General features: G+C 64.2%; 12 protein-coding genes. 2 read left to right on the top strand and 10 right to left on the bottom strand.

Going from position 1 to position 16,095, the window contains the following annotated elements; translation table 11 throughout:
- Positions 1-91: 91 nt before the first annotated feature.
- The 7 genes from cobA to WG907_RS02045 form a co-directional block, all read right to left on the bottom strand.
- A complete protein-coding gene (gene cobA / locus WG907_RS02075; RefSeq protein ID WP_340230917.1) occupies positions 92-889 on the bottom strand; it encodes a uroporphyrinogen-III C-methyltransferase in 798 nt (265 codons plus the stop codon).
- Positions 876-3,488, bottom strand: coding sequence for a molybdopterin-dependent oxidoreductase (locus WG907_RS02070; protein ID WP_340230916.1), 2,613 nt, complete (start codon positions 3,486-3,488; stop codon positions 876-878). The genes cobA and WG907_RS02070 overlap by 14 nt, the downstream gene beginning before the upstream one ends.
- A complete protein-coding gene (gene nirD, locus WG907_RS02065) occupies positions 3,485-3,856 on the bottom strand; it encodes a nitrite reductase small subunit NirD (protein WP_340230915.1) in 372 nt (123 codons plus the stop codon). The genes WG907_RS02070 and nirD overlap by 4 nt, the downstream gene beginning before the upstream one ends.
- Positions 3,853-6,381 carry a nitrite reductase large subunit NirB gene (gene nirB, locus WG907_RS02060; RefSeq protein WP_340230914.1) on the bottom strand — a complete coding sequence of 843 codons (2,529 nt, stop codon included), beginning with the start codon at positions 6,379-6,381 and terminating at the stop codon, positions 3,853-3,855. The genes nirD and nirB overlap by 4 nt, the downstream gene beginning before the upstream one ends.
- Before the next feature lie 284 nt (positions 6,382-6,665).
- Positions 6,666-7,910, bottom strand: a complete 1,245-nt coding sequence (locus tag WG907_RS02055) for a nitrate/nitrite transporter (RefSeq protein ID WP_340230912.1) — start codon at positions 7,908-7,910, stop codon at positions 6,666-6,668.
- 219 nt (positions 7,911-8,129) lie between these two features.
- The gene (locus WG907_RS02050; RefSeq protein ID WP_340230910.1) at positions 8,130-9,344 is read right to left on the bottom strand and encodes a CmpA/NrtA family ABC transporter substrate-binding protein; all 1,215 of its coding nucleotides are present in this window, start codon (positions 9,342-9,344) and stop codon (positions 8,130-8,132) included.
- A complete protein-coding gene (locus tag WG907_RS02045) occupies positions 9,341-9,922 on the bottom strand; it encodes an ANTAR domain-containing response regulator (RefSeq protein ID WP_340230909.1) in 582 nt (193 codons plus the stop codon). Before WG907_RS02045 ends, WG907_RS02050 begins: the two co-directional genes overlap by 4 nt.
- A 220-nt stretch (positions 9,923-10,142) precedes the next feature.
- Between WG907_RS02045 and WG907_RS02040 the strand changes: the two genes are divergently transcribed.
- Entirely contained in the window at positions 10,143-12,287 is a 2,145-nt protein-coding gene (locus tag WG907_RS02040; protein ID WP_340230908.1) for a TonB-dependent receptor, read from the top strand.
- A 40-nt stretch (positions 12,288-12,327) separates the two neighbouring features.
- On the opposite strand, the gene WG907_RS02035 is transcribed toward WG907_RS02040, so the two are convergent.
- The gene (locus WG907_RS02035; RefSeq protein ID WP_340230907.1) at positions 12,328-12,921 is read right to left on the bottom strand and encodes a nitroreductase family protein; all 594 of its coding nucleotides are present in this window, start codon (positions 12,919-12,921) and stop codon (positions 12,328-12,330) included.
- 172 nt (positions 12,922-13,093) lie between these two features.
- Here WG907_RS02035 and WG907_RS02030 point away from each other — a divergent pair, with 172 nt between their 5' ends.
- Positions 13,094-14,431 (top strand): LLM class flavin-dependent oxidoreductase, encoded by a 1,338-nt coding sequence (locus WG907_RS02030; RefSeq protein WP_340230906.1) that lies wholly within the window; start codon positions 13,094-13,096, stop codon positions 14,429-14,431.
- Positions 14,432-14,497: 66 nt separating this feature from the next.
- On the opposite strand, the gene WG907_RS02025 is transcribed toward WG907_RS02030, so the two are convergent.
- Together WG907_RS02025 and WG907_RS02020 are read right to left on the bottom strand one after the other, a co-directional pair.
- Entirely contained in the window at positions 14,498-15,151 is a 654-nt protein-coding gene (locus tag WG907_RS02025) for a peroxiredoxin-like family protein (RefSeq protein ID WP_340230905.1), read from the bottom strand.
- Positions 15,152-15,237: 86 nt separating this feature from the next.
- Positions 15,238-16,029 (bottom strand): class II aldolase/adducin family protein, encoded by a 792-nt coding sequence (locus WG907_RS02020; protein WP_340230904.1) that lies wholly within the window; start codon positions 16,027-16,029, stop codon positions 15,238-15,240.
- Between the last annotated feature and the right edge of the window lie 66 nt (positions 16,030-16,095).

The raw sequence follows: 16,095 nt of genomic DNA, 5'->3' as shown, positions 1-16,095 counted from the left end.
TTTGTGATGAACAGCGCACATAGCCAGCCTGCGCGCGCGGGTCCATCGCTCGCTGCGTCAGGAAGGGCAGGAAAATAAGCTTTTTTGCGATTTAGCCGGCCGAATGTGATCTGGATTGAGTCCCGACCGCGATCTGGACCGCCGCACAGGGACTCGCAGCGACCGCCTCGCCGATCAGCAGCAGGGTCGGATCATCGTCGCTGATCGTCGCGACCAGAAAGGCCAGGCCCGACAATCTGCCGCGGATCAGACGCTCGCCGGGCAGCGAGACGTTGACCGCTACCAGCACCGGCGTTTCGGGGTCACGCCCCGCCGCGATAAGCGACCTGGCGATCTCGCCTGCCGCGGCGCGACCCATATAGATGCCGATCGTCCCCTCCGGCCGGGCGAGCATGGCCCAGTCGAGCTTCAACGGCTCGCCCGCGCGCAGATGCGCCGTCACCAGCGTCAGCCCGCGCGCCTTGCCGCGCAAAGTCAGCGACGCGTTCGCGCTTGCCGCCGCTGCGCTCGCGGTGGTGACGCCGGGACAGATATGCACGACGACGCCAGCGCCACGCAGATGATCCATCTCTTCGGCGGACCGGCCGAAGATCGACGGGTCGCCACCTTTTAGCCGCACGACGCGCTTGCCCGCCAGCGCTGCCGCCAACAGCAGGTCGTTGATGCTTTCCTGCTGTTTGGAATGGCGGCCCGATCGCTTGCCGACGCTCACCTGCTCGACGCCCTTAGCGATAAGGTCGAGCACGCCGGGACCCACCAGCGCATCGTAAAAGACTATGTCGGCAGCGGCGATCAGCCGTTCGGCCTTGCGCGTCAAAAGGTCCGGATCGCCCGGCCCCGCGCCCACCAGCCAGACCTGTCCCGGCGCGATACACTCATTCGGCTGCATCGAGAGTCTCCGTTGGAAGCTGGCTCAGGATAGTGGCGAGCGCCGGTCGGCAGGAACCGCAATTGGTGCCCGCCCCCAATGCCTTGCCGATGGCGGGTACGTCAACGAGTCGCTGCTCGCGAATCGCGGCGACGATGCTGTTGAGGCCGATATCGAAACAGACACAGATGATCGCGCCCTTGTCGACCTGCCGACCCGGCCCGCGCGCGGCCAGCACCGATGCGCCGACATCATCGGCCCCAAGCTGATCGATCAGCCAGTCGCGCGCGGGCAGCAGGCCGTCACGCGTGACGATCAATATGCCCGCAAGCTTGCCATCGGCGATGATCGCGACCCGGCGGGTTCCCCGCGTGACGTCGATCGCCTCGACCCGTTCGCCCTTGGGCAGGCAGGCTTCGAGCCGCGCGGGATCGCCATTGCCCGCGACCTCATAGAGCGCGCCGCCCGGCACCGTGATGCGCGTCGCCCACAGGCAGGGGACGCGCACGGGCTCTGCGCCGCGCAGGATCAGGAAGCCCTTCCATTCGGTAACGACCTTGTCGACCCGCGCGGGCGTCGCCTTGAAGCCCGGCTGTCCCGAATGCGGATCGACCAGCGGCCGGGGCAACAGGCCGGTGCGCCCGCCCGTCGATTGCTGGTCGGTCCAGTGGATCGGGGTAAAAATCTCGCCCGGCCGCTGCCCCGCTTCCAGCCGCACGCGGAACAGACTGTCGCCCTGCGGCGTCGCAACGCGGGCGAGGTCGCCCTCGGCAAGGCTCAGCGCCGCGCCGTCCTGCGGATGCAGTTCGACCAGCGGTTCCTCGCGATGGCGCGCAAGTTTGGGCGACAGGCCCGTGCGGGTCATAGTATGCCACTGGTCACGATAACGGCCGGTATTGAGCGTCATCGGCCAGTCGCGCAGCGGCTTTTGCACATCCGATTGCGTCACCGGCACGAGCTTCGCCTTGCCGCTGGCTGTCGGGAAGCGCCCGTCAGCAAAGGCCGCGCCGCCCCAGCGGAACGGCTCCATCGCATCATAGGCTTCATTGCCGATCGTCGCGTGGGTGCGCAGATCGAGCAGCCGCGCGCCGTCATTCTGATAGGCTGTGAGCCGCGCATGTTCGCGCCAGATATCGGCAGGCCGTTCATAGGCGAAGGCGGTGCCCCAACCCATGCGCCGCCCGACTTCCTTAACGATCCACCAGTCCGGCTTCGCCTCTCCCGGCAGTGACATCAGCGCCCGCTGGCGGCTGATCGTCCGGTCGCTGTTGGTGACGGTGCCGTCTTTCTCGCCCCAAGCGGCGGCGGGCAGCCGGACATGGGCATGGGCGCTGGTGTCGGTCTGCTCCATCACATCGGAAACGACGACGAAAGGACAGGCCGCCAGCGCCTCGCGCACGCGTCCGGCGTCGGGCATGGACACGGCGGGATTGGTCGCCATCACCCACAGCGCCTTGATCCGGCCCTCGCTAGTGCCGCGAAAGAGATCGACCGCCTTGAGGCCGGGCTTGGCGGCCATGGCGGGCGCAGCCCAGAAGCGGCCGACGCGCGCCACATTGTCGGGCGCGAAATCCATATGCGCCGCCAGCGTGGAGGCGAGCCCGCCAACCTCGCGCCCGCCCATGGCGTTGGGCTGGCCGGTGATCGAAAAGGGCGCGGCGCCCGGCTTGCCGATGCGGCCGGTGGCGAGATGGACGTTAAGAATCGCGTTGACCTGATCGGTGCCGCGCAGCGACTGGTTGATGCCCTGGCTGAACATCGTGACGGTACGCGGGGTGGCGGCGAACAGTTCGAAAAACTGCTGGAGCAAAGCGGGCGGCAGATCGCAGGTCTTTGCCGTCGACCAGAGATCGTGACCGCTGCGGATCTGGTCCCAGAAGCCGTCGGGCGCATCGACGCTGTGCTGCATGAACAGGGGATCTATGCCGCCCGCCCGATCCATCCATGCCAGCAGGCCGTTCATCAGCGCGACGTCGGTTCCAGCCTTCAGGGGGAGATGCAGGTCCGCCCCCTCGCAGGTCTCGGTGCGGCGCGGATCGATCACGACCAGCTTCGCGCCACGCGCCTCCCGCGCGGCCTGGATGCGCTGATAGACGATCGGGTGACACCAGGCGGTGTTCGATCCGATGAGGACGATCAGGTCCGCCTCGTCCAGATCGTCATAGCTGGCGGGCACGACGTCCTCGCCAAACGCCCGGTTATGTCCCGCCACCGCACTCGACATGCACAGGCGGCTGTTGGTGTCGATATTGCCCGAACCGATGAAACCTTTCATCAGCTTGTTGGCGACATAATAATCCTCGGTCAGCAACTGGCCCGAGACATAGAAGGCGACGCTGTCCGGCCCGTGCCGGGCGATGGTGTCGCGAAACCGCTTCGCCACCAGATCGAGCGCCTTGTCCCAACTCGCCCGCCTGGCCCCGATCATCGGGCTGAGCAACCGGCCTTCGAGACCCACGGTCTCCCCCAGATGCGTGCCCTTGGAACAGAGACGCCCGCGATTGGCGGGATGCGCCTCATCGCCCCTGATCTGGACCGATCGCTCCCCCGTCGGCGTCGCCGCGATGCCGCAGCCGACACCGCAATAGGCGCAGGTGGTGCGGATCGCGGCCTCGCTCATGCCGCCGCCTTCGTCGCGGGCACCGCCGGGATCACCGCCTCGCGCAGCAGGAACAGCCGCCCGGCGTCGACCTTGAGCGGAATGGTCGGCACGCAGCCCTCGTCGCTGCCCAGCGCCTTGCCGGTCTTGAGCGAGATGTTCCAGTTGTGCAGCGGACAGGTGACGACGCTGCCATGGACGATGCCCTGGCTGAGCGGTCCCTGCTTGTGGGGGCATTTATTGACCAGCGCGAAAAAATTATTGTCGAGCGTATGGAAGATCGCGATCTCCTCGCCGCCACGCACCGGCAGCGTACGGGCGTGGCCGGGCGAGATTTGCTCTATCGGGCCGATATCCAGCCATTGGCCGACATTGTCATTGGGGATCATGCGACAAACTCCATGGGACGCACTTCGGCGAGATGCTGGTGCAGTTCGCTTTCCTCGCCCGCCGCGCGCTTCGCCCACGGGTCGTCCTGGCTGAAGCTTTGCGAATAGAGGAAGCGGGCGCGCAGCGCTTCGCGGCCGGTCTCGTCCTCGACGATGCGGCTTTTCACATAATCGACGCCCACCCGCTCGATCCAGGGCGCGGTGCGTTCCAGATAGCGGGCTTCCTCGCGATAAAGCTGGGTGAAGGCGGCGCAATAGTCGAGCGCCTCCTGCTCGGTCGCGACCTTGCACAGAAAGTCCGTGGCGCGAACGTGTATGCCGCCATTGCCGCCGACATGCAGTTCATAGCCCGAATCGACGCAGACGATGCCGAAATCCTTGATCGTCGCTTCCGCGCAATTGCGGGGGCAGCCCGACACCGCGATCTTGAACTTGTGCGGCATCCACGACCCCCAGGTCATCCGTTCGGTCTTGACGCCAAGGCCGGTTGAATCCTGCGTGCCGAAGCGACACCATTCGGAGCCGACGCAGGTCTTCACCGTGCGCAGCGACTTGCCATAGGCGTGGCCCGAGACCATGCCGGCGGCATTCAGATCGGCCCAGACGGCGGGCAGATCCTCCTTCTTGATGCCGAAAATATCGAGCCGTTGACCGCCGGTGACTTTCACCATCGGCGCGTCATATTTCTCGACCACGTCGGCGATGGCGCGCAATTCACGCGGATTGGTGAGACCGCCCCACATGCGCGGAACGACCGAATAGGTGCCGTCCTTCTGGATATTGGCGTGCATACGCTCGTTGACGAAGCGGCTCTGCTGATCGTCGACATAATCGCCGGGCAGGGCGCAGAGCAGATAATAATTGAGCGCGGGACGGCAGGAGGAGCAGCCATCTGGCGTCGTCCAGTGCAGCTTCTGCATGACTTCGGGGATCGAGCGCATGGCCTGCGCGACGATTTCGCGGCGGACATCGTCATGGCCGAAGCTGGTGCATTTGCACATCGTCTTGGGGCCGGACTGGACGTCGTCGCCCAGCACCACCGCCAGCAGATTTTCGACAAGACCAGTGCAGGAGCCGCAGCTCGCCGACGCCTTGCACCCGGCGCGCACCGCGTCGAGGCTGCTTGCGCCGCCATTGATGCAGGCGACGACCTGGCCCTTGCTGACGCCGTTGCAGCCGCAAATCTCGGCATCGTCCGAGAGCGCCGCAACGGCCGCCTTAGGGTCCAGCGCGCCTCCTCCCGAGGCGAAACCCTGGCCGAAGATCAGCAGGTCGCGAATGTCGCCAATATCCTCGCCGCGCCGAAGCAGGTCGAAATACCAGCCGCCATCAGCCGTATCGCCGTAGAGCACAGCGCCCACGACCCGATCGTCCTTCACCACGACACGCTTGTAGACGCCGCGCGAGGCATCACGCAGCACGATATCCTCGCACCCTTCGCCGCCGGAAAAGTCGCCGGCGGAAAACACGTCGAGGCCCGCGACCTTGAGCTTGGTCGAGGTTACGGACCCCTTATAGCCCGAATGCTGATCGGTCAGGCCGTCGGCCAAGCTGCGGCACATGTCCCACAGCGGCGCGACGAGGCCATAGACATTGCCGTCATGCTCGACACATTCGCCGACCGCCAGCACGTGCGGATCGCTGGTGACCATATGGTCGTCCACCTTGATGCCCCGACCGATGTCAAGACCGGCTTCCCGCGCCAGCGCGACCGACGGGCGAATGCCGACCGCCATCACGACCAGGCTCGCCGGAATGTCGCGGCCATCCTTCAGGCGGACGCCCTCGACCTTGCCGTCTCCGTAGATTTCGGCGGTATCGGCCCCGGTCAGGACGGTCTGGCCCCGGCCCTCCAGCGCGGATTTGAGCAGCCAGGCGGCGGCTTCGTCGAGCTGACGCTCCATCAGCGTCGGCATGATGTGCAGGACCGTGACCTTCATGCCGCGCAGCGTGAGGCCATGCGCCGCTTCGAGGCCGAGCAGGCCGCCACCGATCACCACCGCTTCGCCGCCGCCCAGCGCCTTGCCCGCTTGCGCGGCCGCGAGCATCGAATCGACGTCCTTCATGTCGCGGAAGGTAATGACGCCAGGCAGGTCCTTGCCCGGCACGGGGATGATGAACGGATCGGAGCCGGTGGCGATCAGCAGCTTGTCATAACCCACCGTGCGACCCGCTTCGCTGGTGACGGTTTTGGCCGCGCGGTCGATCGAAGCGACCGGATCGCTGGTGATGAGATCGATGCCATTATCGCCATACCATTGCTGGCTGTTGATGATGATTTCTTCGAATGTCTTTTCCCCGGCGAGCACCGGGGACAGCATGATCCGGTTATAGTTCACATGCGGTTCCGCGCCGAAGATGGTGACGCGATAGCGGCCCGCATCGCGCGCCAGCAGTTCCTCGACCGCCCGGCAGCCGGCCATGCCGTTGCCCACCACGACCAGATGTTCGCGTGCATCTTCCGCCGGCACGAAGAGAGACTCTCCGCTGTCCGCCGCCGGGTCGATCCCGTCCTGAAATTCCATCCTCGTGACTCCAGAAAAATAAAAAGCCGCCATCCTGATCCCCGGCCCAAAAAAACCGGAAGTCAGGATGGCGGCTTTGCCATCATTTGCGCCGCACCGATCCGTCCATGGACCGGTCTGGCTATATAGGAAGGGCGACCTTGCCCTCTTGCACTGCAACATAATCCGAATCACGCACCTGCTCAAGCGATTCCTGTCGAGGCGAGCGAGATAGTGCGCAGGAAAGAAATGGGCGGCGGCCTCCATGGACCGCCGCCTCCTCTCCAACCGCTCAGATGCGATTTTCAGATGCGCGCGCCGGTGCTCCAGCTTGCGCGCCACCGCGCCTTGACCAAAGTCAGGCCGAGCAGCGCTATCAGGGCGAGACCGGCGAAGATCAGGAAGCCCGACGAGAAGCTGCCTGTCAGTTGCTTGGCGATACCGAGCGAACTGGCGAGGTAGAAGCCGCCGATGCCGCCGGCCATGCCGACGAGGCCGGTCATGACGCCGATTTCCGCGCCGAAACGCTGCGGCACGAGCTGAAAGACCGATCCGTTGCCGGTGCCGAGCGCGAGCATGGCGAGGACGAAGAAGCCGAGCGCCCCGGTCAGCGTCGAGGCATAGGCCACGCCCGACAGGGCCAGCGCCGCCACGAGATAGACCATCGTCAGCGTCTTGACCCCGCCAATCTTGTCGGCGAGCGCGCCACCCATCGGGCGAACCAGCGATCCGGCGAACACGCAGGCGGCCGTGCAATAGCCCGCGATGATCGGGGTCAGGCCGAACTGATCGGTGAAGTAGATGGGCAGCGAGGCGGCAAGGCCGACGAAACCGCCGAACGTCACGGCATAGAATGCCATCAACCACCAAGCGTCGGCCTGCTTCAAGGGCTGAAAATAATCGACCAGTTTTTTGGGCGGGGGTGCGTTGGGCGCGTCCTTCGCCATCAGCATGTAAGCCACGAAAACGATCGACAGCGGGATGCAGGCAAGGCCCAGCACCGCGTTCCAGCCGAACAATTTGGCCAGCATCGGGGCGAACAGCGAGGCGAGCACCGTGCCCGAATTGCCCATGCCGGCAAGACCCATCGCCTTGCCCTGATGTTCGGCGGGATACCAGCGGCTGGCGAGCGGCAGCGCGATGGCGAAGCTGGCCCCGGCAAAGCCCAGGATGACGCCCAGCGCCAGCGTGCCGCCGAAGCTGTTCACGCCCAGCAGGTAAGCCGTCAGCAGACCGACGATGACGATGATCTGGCTGATCGCGCCCGACCGCTTCGGTCCGATCCGGTCGACCAGCAGGCCATTGACGACGCGCAACAAAGCGCCCGCGAGCGTCGGCGTGGCGACCATCAGCCCCTTTTCGGCCGGGGTAAGCATCAGCGTCTTGGAAATCATGGGCGCGAGCGGCCCCAGCAGCACCCAGACCATGAAGGCGAGGTCGAAATACAGAAAGGCGGCGATCAGGGTCGGCGTGTGGCCGGCCTTCCAGAAGCTTGTCGCGGGCGTGGCCCCAGCGGCCTCGCCCTCACGATCCCAATAAGCGGTAGCCATATTGCGTTCCCCATGACGGAAATGGACACGAAAAAAAAGCCGCAGGCCAGACCCATGCTCGATCGCATGGTCCGGTCAGCGGCTTTGCTGCTTTTATTCGGTGAGGACACGCGGTCCCGACCTTGGGAGAGCGTATCCGGATAAGCGCGCTTCATCGCGCGATGCCTATATCATCTCGCGAATCGCTTCATGTTGCAAGGCACAATTTTCGCCGCGATTTCAACGTCGCGCGCCGAACGTCTCCAGGAACGCCTCGATTCGGTCGGGGTCGAACACCCGCCCGTCGAAGAAGCTGTCGGGGCCGAGCGTCAACTCGCCCCGGCGCGAACCCACCGCCAGCGGCGCGGCGACCGCGCCCTCCAATTTCATGCTGGCGCCCGGCATCGGCTCAGCGCTGTTCGCCAGCGCCCGGCGGAATATGTCGGGCCGGAACACCCCTCCGGCTTTTGCCGCATTGTCCGCACTATGTTCCACCATGCCCCAGCGCGCCAGCTGCGAATAGATCCACAGCGCCTGGCTGCGCCATGGAAAGGGCGTCGCTTCACGGGAAAACAGCATGAAGTCGGGATTGGCGACCGCCGGCTCGCCGACGCGGGCGACAATATTCCCGGACAAGGCGCAGGCGATCAGTTCGGCCGGCTGGTCGACATAGCGCGGCTGCGACAATAGATGCGCCAGCTCGCCATGATTCGCCGGATCGTCACACCAGGCAGCGGCTCGCGCGAGCGCGCGCAACAGCCGGTCGACGCTGTCGGGATTTTCCTCCATCCAGCTTTCGCGGAAGGCCAGTATCTTTTCGACGCCCCGCCGCCAGATCCGCTCGCCGATCGCCGCCGTTTCGGCAAGGCCAGCATCGACCGCCGCACTGCCCCATGGCTCGCCCGCGATGAAACCGTCAATCTCGCCCGCGCGCATCGCCTCCACCGTCAGCGACGGCGGCAGGACCCGCATCATCACGTCGCGGTCGGGGTCGACGCCCGCGCTCGCCAGCCAGTAGCGCAGGGTGAGCGCATGGCTGGAAAAGCGGTGGACGACGCCGATCACCGGCTTGCGCCGCCACAGGCCGATCGCGGCGGCGAAATCATGCGCCGTGCCGAGCGGATCGGCGAGCCGGCGCACTATGTCGGGGTCCAGCGCCTTGGCGAAGTCGCTCGCCATGACCAGCATATTGCCGTTGACGTTGAGCTTGAACGGGGCTGCCAGTGCAGCGGGTTGCTGGCTCAGTCCCAGCGTCACCGCCACGGCCAATGGCGCCAGCATGTGCGCGGCCTGCACCTGCCCGTAGACGAGGCGGTCGCGCAGCGTCGCCCAGCTGGTCGTGCGGACGAGGTCCAGGCTCAGCCCCTCCTCCTCCGCAAAGCCGCGCTCGCGCGCGACCGCCAGAACGGCGGCGTCGGTCAGCGGCAGGAAGGCGATCCGCAGGCTGGTCATCATAGGGGTCCTCCGAGCAGATCGCTGGCGGTGATCAGCGCCTGCGCCATATCGACGATTTTCTTGCCCTGGTTCATCGCGCTCGATCGCAGCAGTGCATAGGCATCCTGTTCGGTCAGGGATCGCTGGTTCATCAGGATCGACTTGGCGCGATCGATGATCTTGCGATCGGACAGGGCGGTGCGCGCCTCGTCCAGTTCCGCCTGGATGCGGGCAAAGGCGTTGAACCGGCGCACCGCAAGCTCCAGCACGGGCTTCACCCGTTCCTTGCGCAGACCGTCGACGACATAGGCCGACACCCCGGCATCGATCGCGGCGCCGATCATCATATCGTCGGACTGATCGACGAACATCGCGATCGGCTTGGCCAGCGCGCGGCTGACCGTCAACATTTCCTCCAGCGTGTCGCGGCTGGGGCTGCCAAGGTCCATCAGCACGACATCGGGCGCCATCCGCTCCAGCCGGGCGACGAAAGCCCCGCGCGGGGGGACGATATGGATATCGTCATAGCCCGCCTCGCGCAGGCCCTCTTCAAGGACCGTCGCGCGCAGCCCGCTGTCGTCGATGATGACGATTCTCATGAAGCCCCGTCCAATGCGCCAATCGATGATGCCGCATGGCCAAGCCGCATCCTGCGGTCAACGATATAAAGGCGGCGATCCCTGCGCCGATCTATGAGTTCGCCTTGCGAAGGATTGACCAAACTCGCTTGAGCAATTTGTCTACTGATTTACTCGGCAATGCACCTCCGGGCGCGCGCCAACATGCCCGGAGGACCAAAAAGGGGGAATTTCAGAGACGATGAAAAAGAGCATTTTGACCGGGACGGCGATCGCGGTCCTCGCGGCGGGGTCGATGGCGACGGGCGCTTATGCCCAGGCGCCTGAGGACAACGCGGCCGACAGCGGCGGCGAAATCATCGTCACGGCGGAGCGTCGCGCGACCGACCTTCAGAAAACCCCCATCGCGATTTCGGCTTTCACGCCCGAATCGCTGGCCCAGCGCAATATCAGCAATATCCGCGATCTGGCGGGGCAGGTGCCCAACCTGTTCGTCGCGCGGACATCCATCAGCCACACGACGCAGACCTTTTCGTTGCGCGGCGTGGGCGAGGCCGATCCGATTCAGGAGCCGGTGATCGCCATCTATGTCGACGACGTCTATGTACCGCGCCAGATCGCATCGATGAGCGAATTCGTCGATCTGGAGCGCATCGAGTTGCTACGCGGACCGCAGGGCACACTCTATGGCCGCAATTCGAGCGCCGGAGCGTTGCGCATCATCACCCGGGAGCCGGACGAGACGACGCATGTCACCGCCGACCTTGGCTATGGCAGCTTCAACGATGTTCAGGGTCGCGCCCTCGTCAGCGGCAAAATCGCGGACGGACTGTCGGGCAGCATCGCCTATATCCATCGTTCGCGCGACGGCGTGACCTATGATCCGACGCTGGGCCGCGACGTCAACCGCATCAAACTCGACGCCTGGCGGGGCAAGCTGCGCTTTACCGGGATCGATAATCTCGACGCGCTGCTGACGCTCAACATCACCCGCGACCGCAGCGATACCCGGTCCTATATTCCGGTCGTACAGCCGGGCGGATTCAGCCGTCGCCGCTCCTATTCCGAAGTCGATCCGATCCAGCCGCTCAATGCCGCCAGCGGTTCGCTGCGGCTGGTCTACACCCTCTCGCCGCAGCTTTCGATCAAATCCATCACCGCCTATACCGGCTTCAACCTCGACCCGGTCGCCTATGACAATGACGGTCAGGCGGCGCTGATCCAGAAGAACATCATTCATTATAATGACAAGGCGTTCAGTCAGGAACTGCAACTGAACGGCGAATTTGGCGACGTCTCCTTCACCAGCGGGCTATTCTATCTGCACGAACGCTTTTTCGTCGAGCGCGACGGCTTCAGTCGTGTCGGCCCCCTGCCCACCTCCGCCATCAACAAGCAGCGCGCGCATAACATCACCTATACCGACGCCTATGCCCTGTTCGGCGAAGGCACATGGAGGGCGAATGACGTTTTCAGCGTCACGGCCGGCCTGCGCGGCACGATCGAAAAAAAGCGCTTCGTGTTCGACAACAAGGTGATCGACGATAACCGCAACGTCGTGGCGCAATCGATCAAGGGGGAAGCGGAAAAGACATGGAAGGCGCTGACGCCGAAATTGTCGGTGCAGGCGCAATGGGCGCCCGAATTGCTGCAATATCTGACCTTCTCGCGCGGGTTCAAATCGGGCGGGTTCGACAATCGCGCGACTCGGCTCGACCTGGCCACCCTGCCCTTCGACCCGGAAAAGGTTTCGACCTATGAAGGCGGGTTCAAGGCGACATTGTTCGACAAGGCGCTGCGCAGCAACCTTGCCATTTTCTATAATGATTATAAGGATTTGCAGGTATCATTCTATGATCCCGTCTATGTCGGCAACCGCCGCGGCAATGCGGGCAAGGCGCATAGCTGGGGCATCGAGCTGGAAAACGACCTGCGCCTGTCGGATCGTTTCTCGCTCCAAGCGTCGGGCGGCTATCTCAAGGCCGTCTATGACGACTATAAGGGCGCGGGCGGCCCCGGCGTCGACGCCGATGGCAATCCGTTGATCAACGCGCCCAAATGGTCGCTGTCGGGCGGCGCCAATTATGAACTGCCACTGGGGCCCGGGACGAGCGCGCTGCGCCTGTCGGCGAACGCGCAATATCAGAGCGGCTTTACCCAGAATGCGCTGAACCGGCCGCAGGATCGCGTGCCCGGCCAGACCTTCGTCAACGGTTCAGTAACATGGGTCCTGCCCGACGATCGCTTCCAACTCTCCCTGCAGGGCAAGAATATATTGGGGGCGGACAAGCCGGTCGGCTCGGTCTACATCCCCTCGACGGGCATTTATTATAAAAATTACGCCGATCCCGCGACCGTGCTGATCAACGCGCATTTTTCCTACTGATCGCAGGAGGTGTCGCAGCACCCCCCTGTCAAAACGTCGATCAGCGAACGAATTTCCCTTCGAAGGCGAAGTCCGTGATGGGCTTTCGATCGCTTGGCTGCTCACGCGCCTGCAACGCTTCCGACAGGTTCGCCGGATCGCCGCGCCGGCCGATGGCCACCGCCGCTTCGATCCGAAAGCGGTCGGGAACCTCCAGCGCCACCCGCGCCGCGTCGGGGTCGATCCCGGCCATGCCGTGGCAGTGATAGCCAAGCCGCGTGGCTTGCAAGGCGAGCGAGGCCCAGGCTGCGCCGGCGTCGAAACTGTGGCTGCCGAGCGGCTTGGGTTCTGCGCCATTGGCCTGATCCATCAGGCTGTCCGACAGGACGAACAATAATAGCGAGGCATGCTGCGCCCACTCCCGATTGAAGGGCAACAAAATGTCGAGGGAGCGCTGCCAGTCGGCCCCGTCCCGATGGGCGTAAAGGAAACGCCAGGGCTGATAGTTGAAGGCCGATGGCGCCCAGCGCGCGGCTTCCAGCATGGAATCGAGATCGGCCTTCGGGATCGCGGTCGGATCGAAGGCGCGGGGCGACCAGCGCTCGGTAAAAATCGGATCGATCGGGTGCGCGGCGGCGCGGGTCTGGCTGGTCATCGGATCTCCTTTTAGGCTGCCGGGGCGATAACAGCGGGATCGCGCGCTGGACATCAATTCCTCAAACGGCCGCTATTTGCCCAAATCATATGCGCTTGACGACTTAGCGTTGGTTCGACCGCGCGGTCGGGCATAAATCAAGATGGCTCCCCCTTCAGTTCGAGGAACGGTCATGGCCAAATCCCAACATATCAAGCTCGGTTTTCTGCTGCACGGTGTCGGCCGGACCTGGAACGACTGGCGACATCCCGACCGCGACGTCAACGCCAGCACCAGCCTGGCCCGTTATCAGGAGCATGCCGCGATCGCCGAACGCGGCAAGTTCGACTTTCTCTTCGTCGCCGACAGCCTGTCGATCAACGAGAAATCGAGCCCGCATTATCTCAACCGGTTCGAGCCGATCACCATCCTGTCCGCCCTTGCCGCCAAGACATCGCATATCGGCCTCGTCGCCACCTTGACCGTCAGCTATTCCGAACCCTTCAACGTCGCCCGTCAGTTCGCCTCGCTCGATCATCTGAGCGGCGGGCGCGCGGGATGGAATGTGGTCACGTCCTGGCTGGGCGAGACCGCCGCCAATTTCAGCAAGACCGAACATCCCGCCCACGCCGTACGCTATCGCATCGCCGCCGAATATCTCGATGTCGTGCGGGGATTGTGGGACAGTTGGGAGCAGGACGCCCATGTCGGCGACAAGGCGACCGGCCAGTTCGTCGATCCCGAACGGCTACACCGGCTCGATCACAAGGGTGAATTTTTTCAGGTGCGCGGTCCACTCAACATCAAGCGGACACCGCAGGGTCAGCCGGTGATTTTCCAGGCGGGCGCTTCGGACGACGGCCGCAACTTCGCCGCCAGACATGCGGAAGTCATTTTCACCCACGCCCCGACGCAGGACGATGGCCGGGCCTATTATGCCGATGTAAAGGCGCGGGCGCGAGGCTTCGGGCGCGATCCGGACCAGCTGTTCGTCCTTCCGGGTGCAAGCGCGATCATCGGTGATACGGACGAGCATGCCGAACAGCTCTATCGCGAACTGGCGTCGCTCGAATCGCTCGACACGGGGCTTGGTTATCTGTCCCGCACCTTCAGCGACCATGACTTCCGGCAATATGATCTCGATGCCCCCTTCCCCGATGTCGCGCATATCGGACTCAACAGTCAGCAGAGCAGCACGCTGCGTATCCTGGCCGAAGTGAAGGCGGAAGGATTGACCCTGCGACAGGTGGTCGAGCGGCTCGCGACGCCGCGCGGCCAGTTCGTGGGCACGGCCGAAAAGGTCGCGGATCAGATTCAGGCCTGGTTCGAAGGCGGCGCGGCTGACGGGTTCGTGCTGTTCGAGCCGTTGCCGGGGCAGCTGGCGCTCTTCGTCGACCGGGTCATCCCCCTGCTTCAGGCGCGCGGCCTGTTCCGCACCGACTATGAGGGCACGACCTTCCGCGAACATCTGGGGCTGCCGGTGCCCGAGAACCGCTATTCAGCGGCGCGGCGCGAACGAACCGCAGCCTGATCGGCAACGTCATAAAGGGGGCCGGGAAGTCCGCTTCCCGGCCCCCTTCATATCGACTGTTCGTCGTCAGCTATCGAGGCGTGCGAGTATTTCTTCTGCTTCGGGCCGGTCGAGCCAGTCCGGGCTGACTTGAAGCCATTGCACGGTTCGGCCGGGACCGATCGCCAGCACGGCAGGCTGCGGCAGTTCCCAACTGTTGGTGCCGATCGCTTCGCCGATCCATCCCGCAGGGGGCGGCGACGGGCGGTCGTCGGGCTCGAAACTGATTCCGAGCGCGCGGGCGAGCGCATTGTCCCTGTCCGTGGCGACCTCGAAGGGCAGCGAATGACGTAGCTTGATCTCACCCAGCAAGGTTGGCGGCTGCGGACTGACGGCGACGAGCGGTATCCCGCGTTCGCGCAGTTCTGGCCAAAGCGTCTCGGCATAATAGGGCAGCGCGATGTTGCAGGCGGGACAACCGGCGAAGCGGAAGAAGATCAGCACCGCCGTGCCGTTTGCCGTCAATGCATCGAGCGTGAGCGCACCGCCCTCGACAGTGTCGAGCGTCAGCGGGGCAAGACGATCGCCGGGCTGCGCGACCGCTGCGGGATCTAAGCGATCCACCAGCGTCTGCCGCTGCCGTGCATTGCCGGCAAGTTGCGCCGGCGACCACTCCTGTTCACGCTGCGCCTGCAGCGCGTCGTAACGCGCCTTGAGCGAATCTGTAAGCACCCTCGTCATGCCAGTCCTCCTCTACGATCGGACGAAGGTGACGGCGCTGGCTGACGATCGCCAATGAAAACTGGCGTGAAGCCGCCGATAAATCCTTATATGTCGAAGCCCGGCACGTGCCGCTGCGCCTTGCGCAACGCCGCCTGCCAGACAAGATCGTGGAAGGAAACTTGTCCTTCCGCGACCGAACGTGACCGCGCCATTTGATTACGGACCTCTGCCTGCGCGGCTTCGGGCGCGATCAGCACATTGTCACGGCCGATGCTGAGCGTACGGACCTGCGCCGTGCAGGCGGATTCGAGATTGTAGATATTGCCCCACGCTTCTCCCGCCGACGCGCCAAGTGCCAGCGTGCCATGGTTGCGCAGCAGCATGACCTTCGTGTCGCCCAGATCGGCGACCAGCCGGGCCTGTTCATCCAGGTTGAGAGCAACGCCTTCATAATCATGGTAGGACAGGCGCGGGATCAGGACGAGCGCGCGCTGGTTGAGCGGCAGCAAGCCTTCGGCATGGGCCGAAACCGCCATGCCGTCGGGGCTGTGGAAATGGGCGATGAACAGCGCGTCCTCGCGCGTACCATGGATCGCCGAGTGGATCACATAGCCGGCATAGTTGATGCCATAGTCGCTTTCCCCGATGATATTGCCATCGAGGTCGACCTTGACCAGACTGGACGCGGTGATCTCCTCGAACATCAGGCCGAGGGGATTGATCAGGAAATGATGATCCGGCCCCGGCACGCGCGCCGAAATATGGGTGAAGATCAGATCGTCCCACCCATAATGCGCGGAAAGACGGTAGAAAGCCGCGAGATCGACGCGGACCTTCCATTCCGCCTCGCCGATGCCGGCAGCCGTGAATCGATCGTCTTTAAAGATGGTGGCCATTGCATGGGCTCCTTGGGAAACTGAGAATGTCATCCCGCGCTGGCGAGAAAAAGGAATGGCGGCGGA

It is taken from the genome of Sphingobium fluminis (assembly GCF_037723805.1).
Classification (GTDB): Bacteria; Pseudomonadota; Alphaproteobacteria; order Sphingomonadales; family Sphingomonadaceae; genus Sphingobium.
The sequence above is the reverse complement of the archived record's forward strand: the minus strand, read 5'-3'. Positions and strand labels throughout refer to the sequence as shown.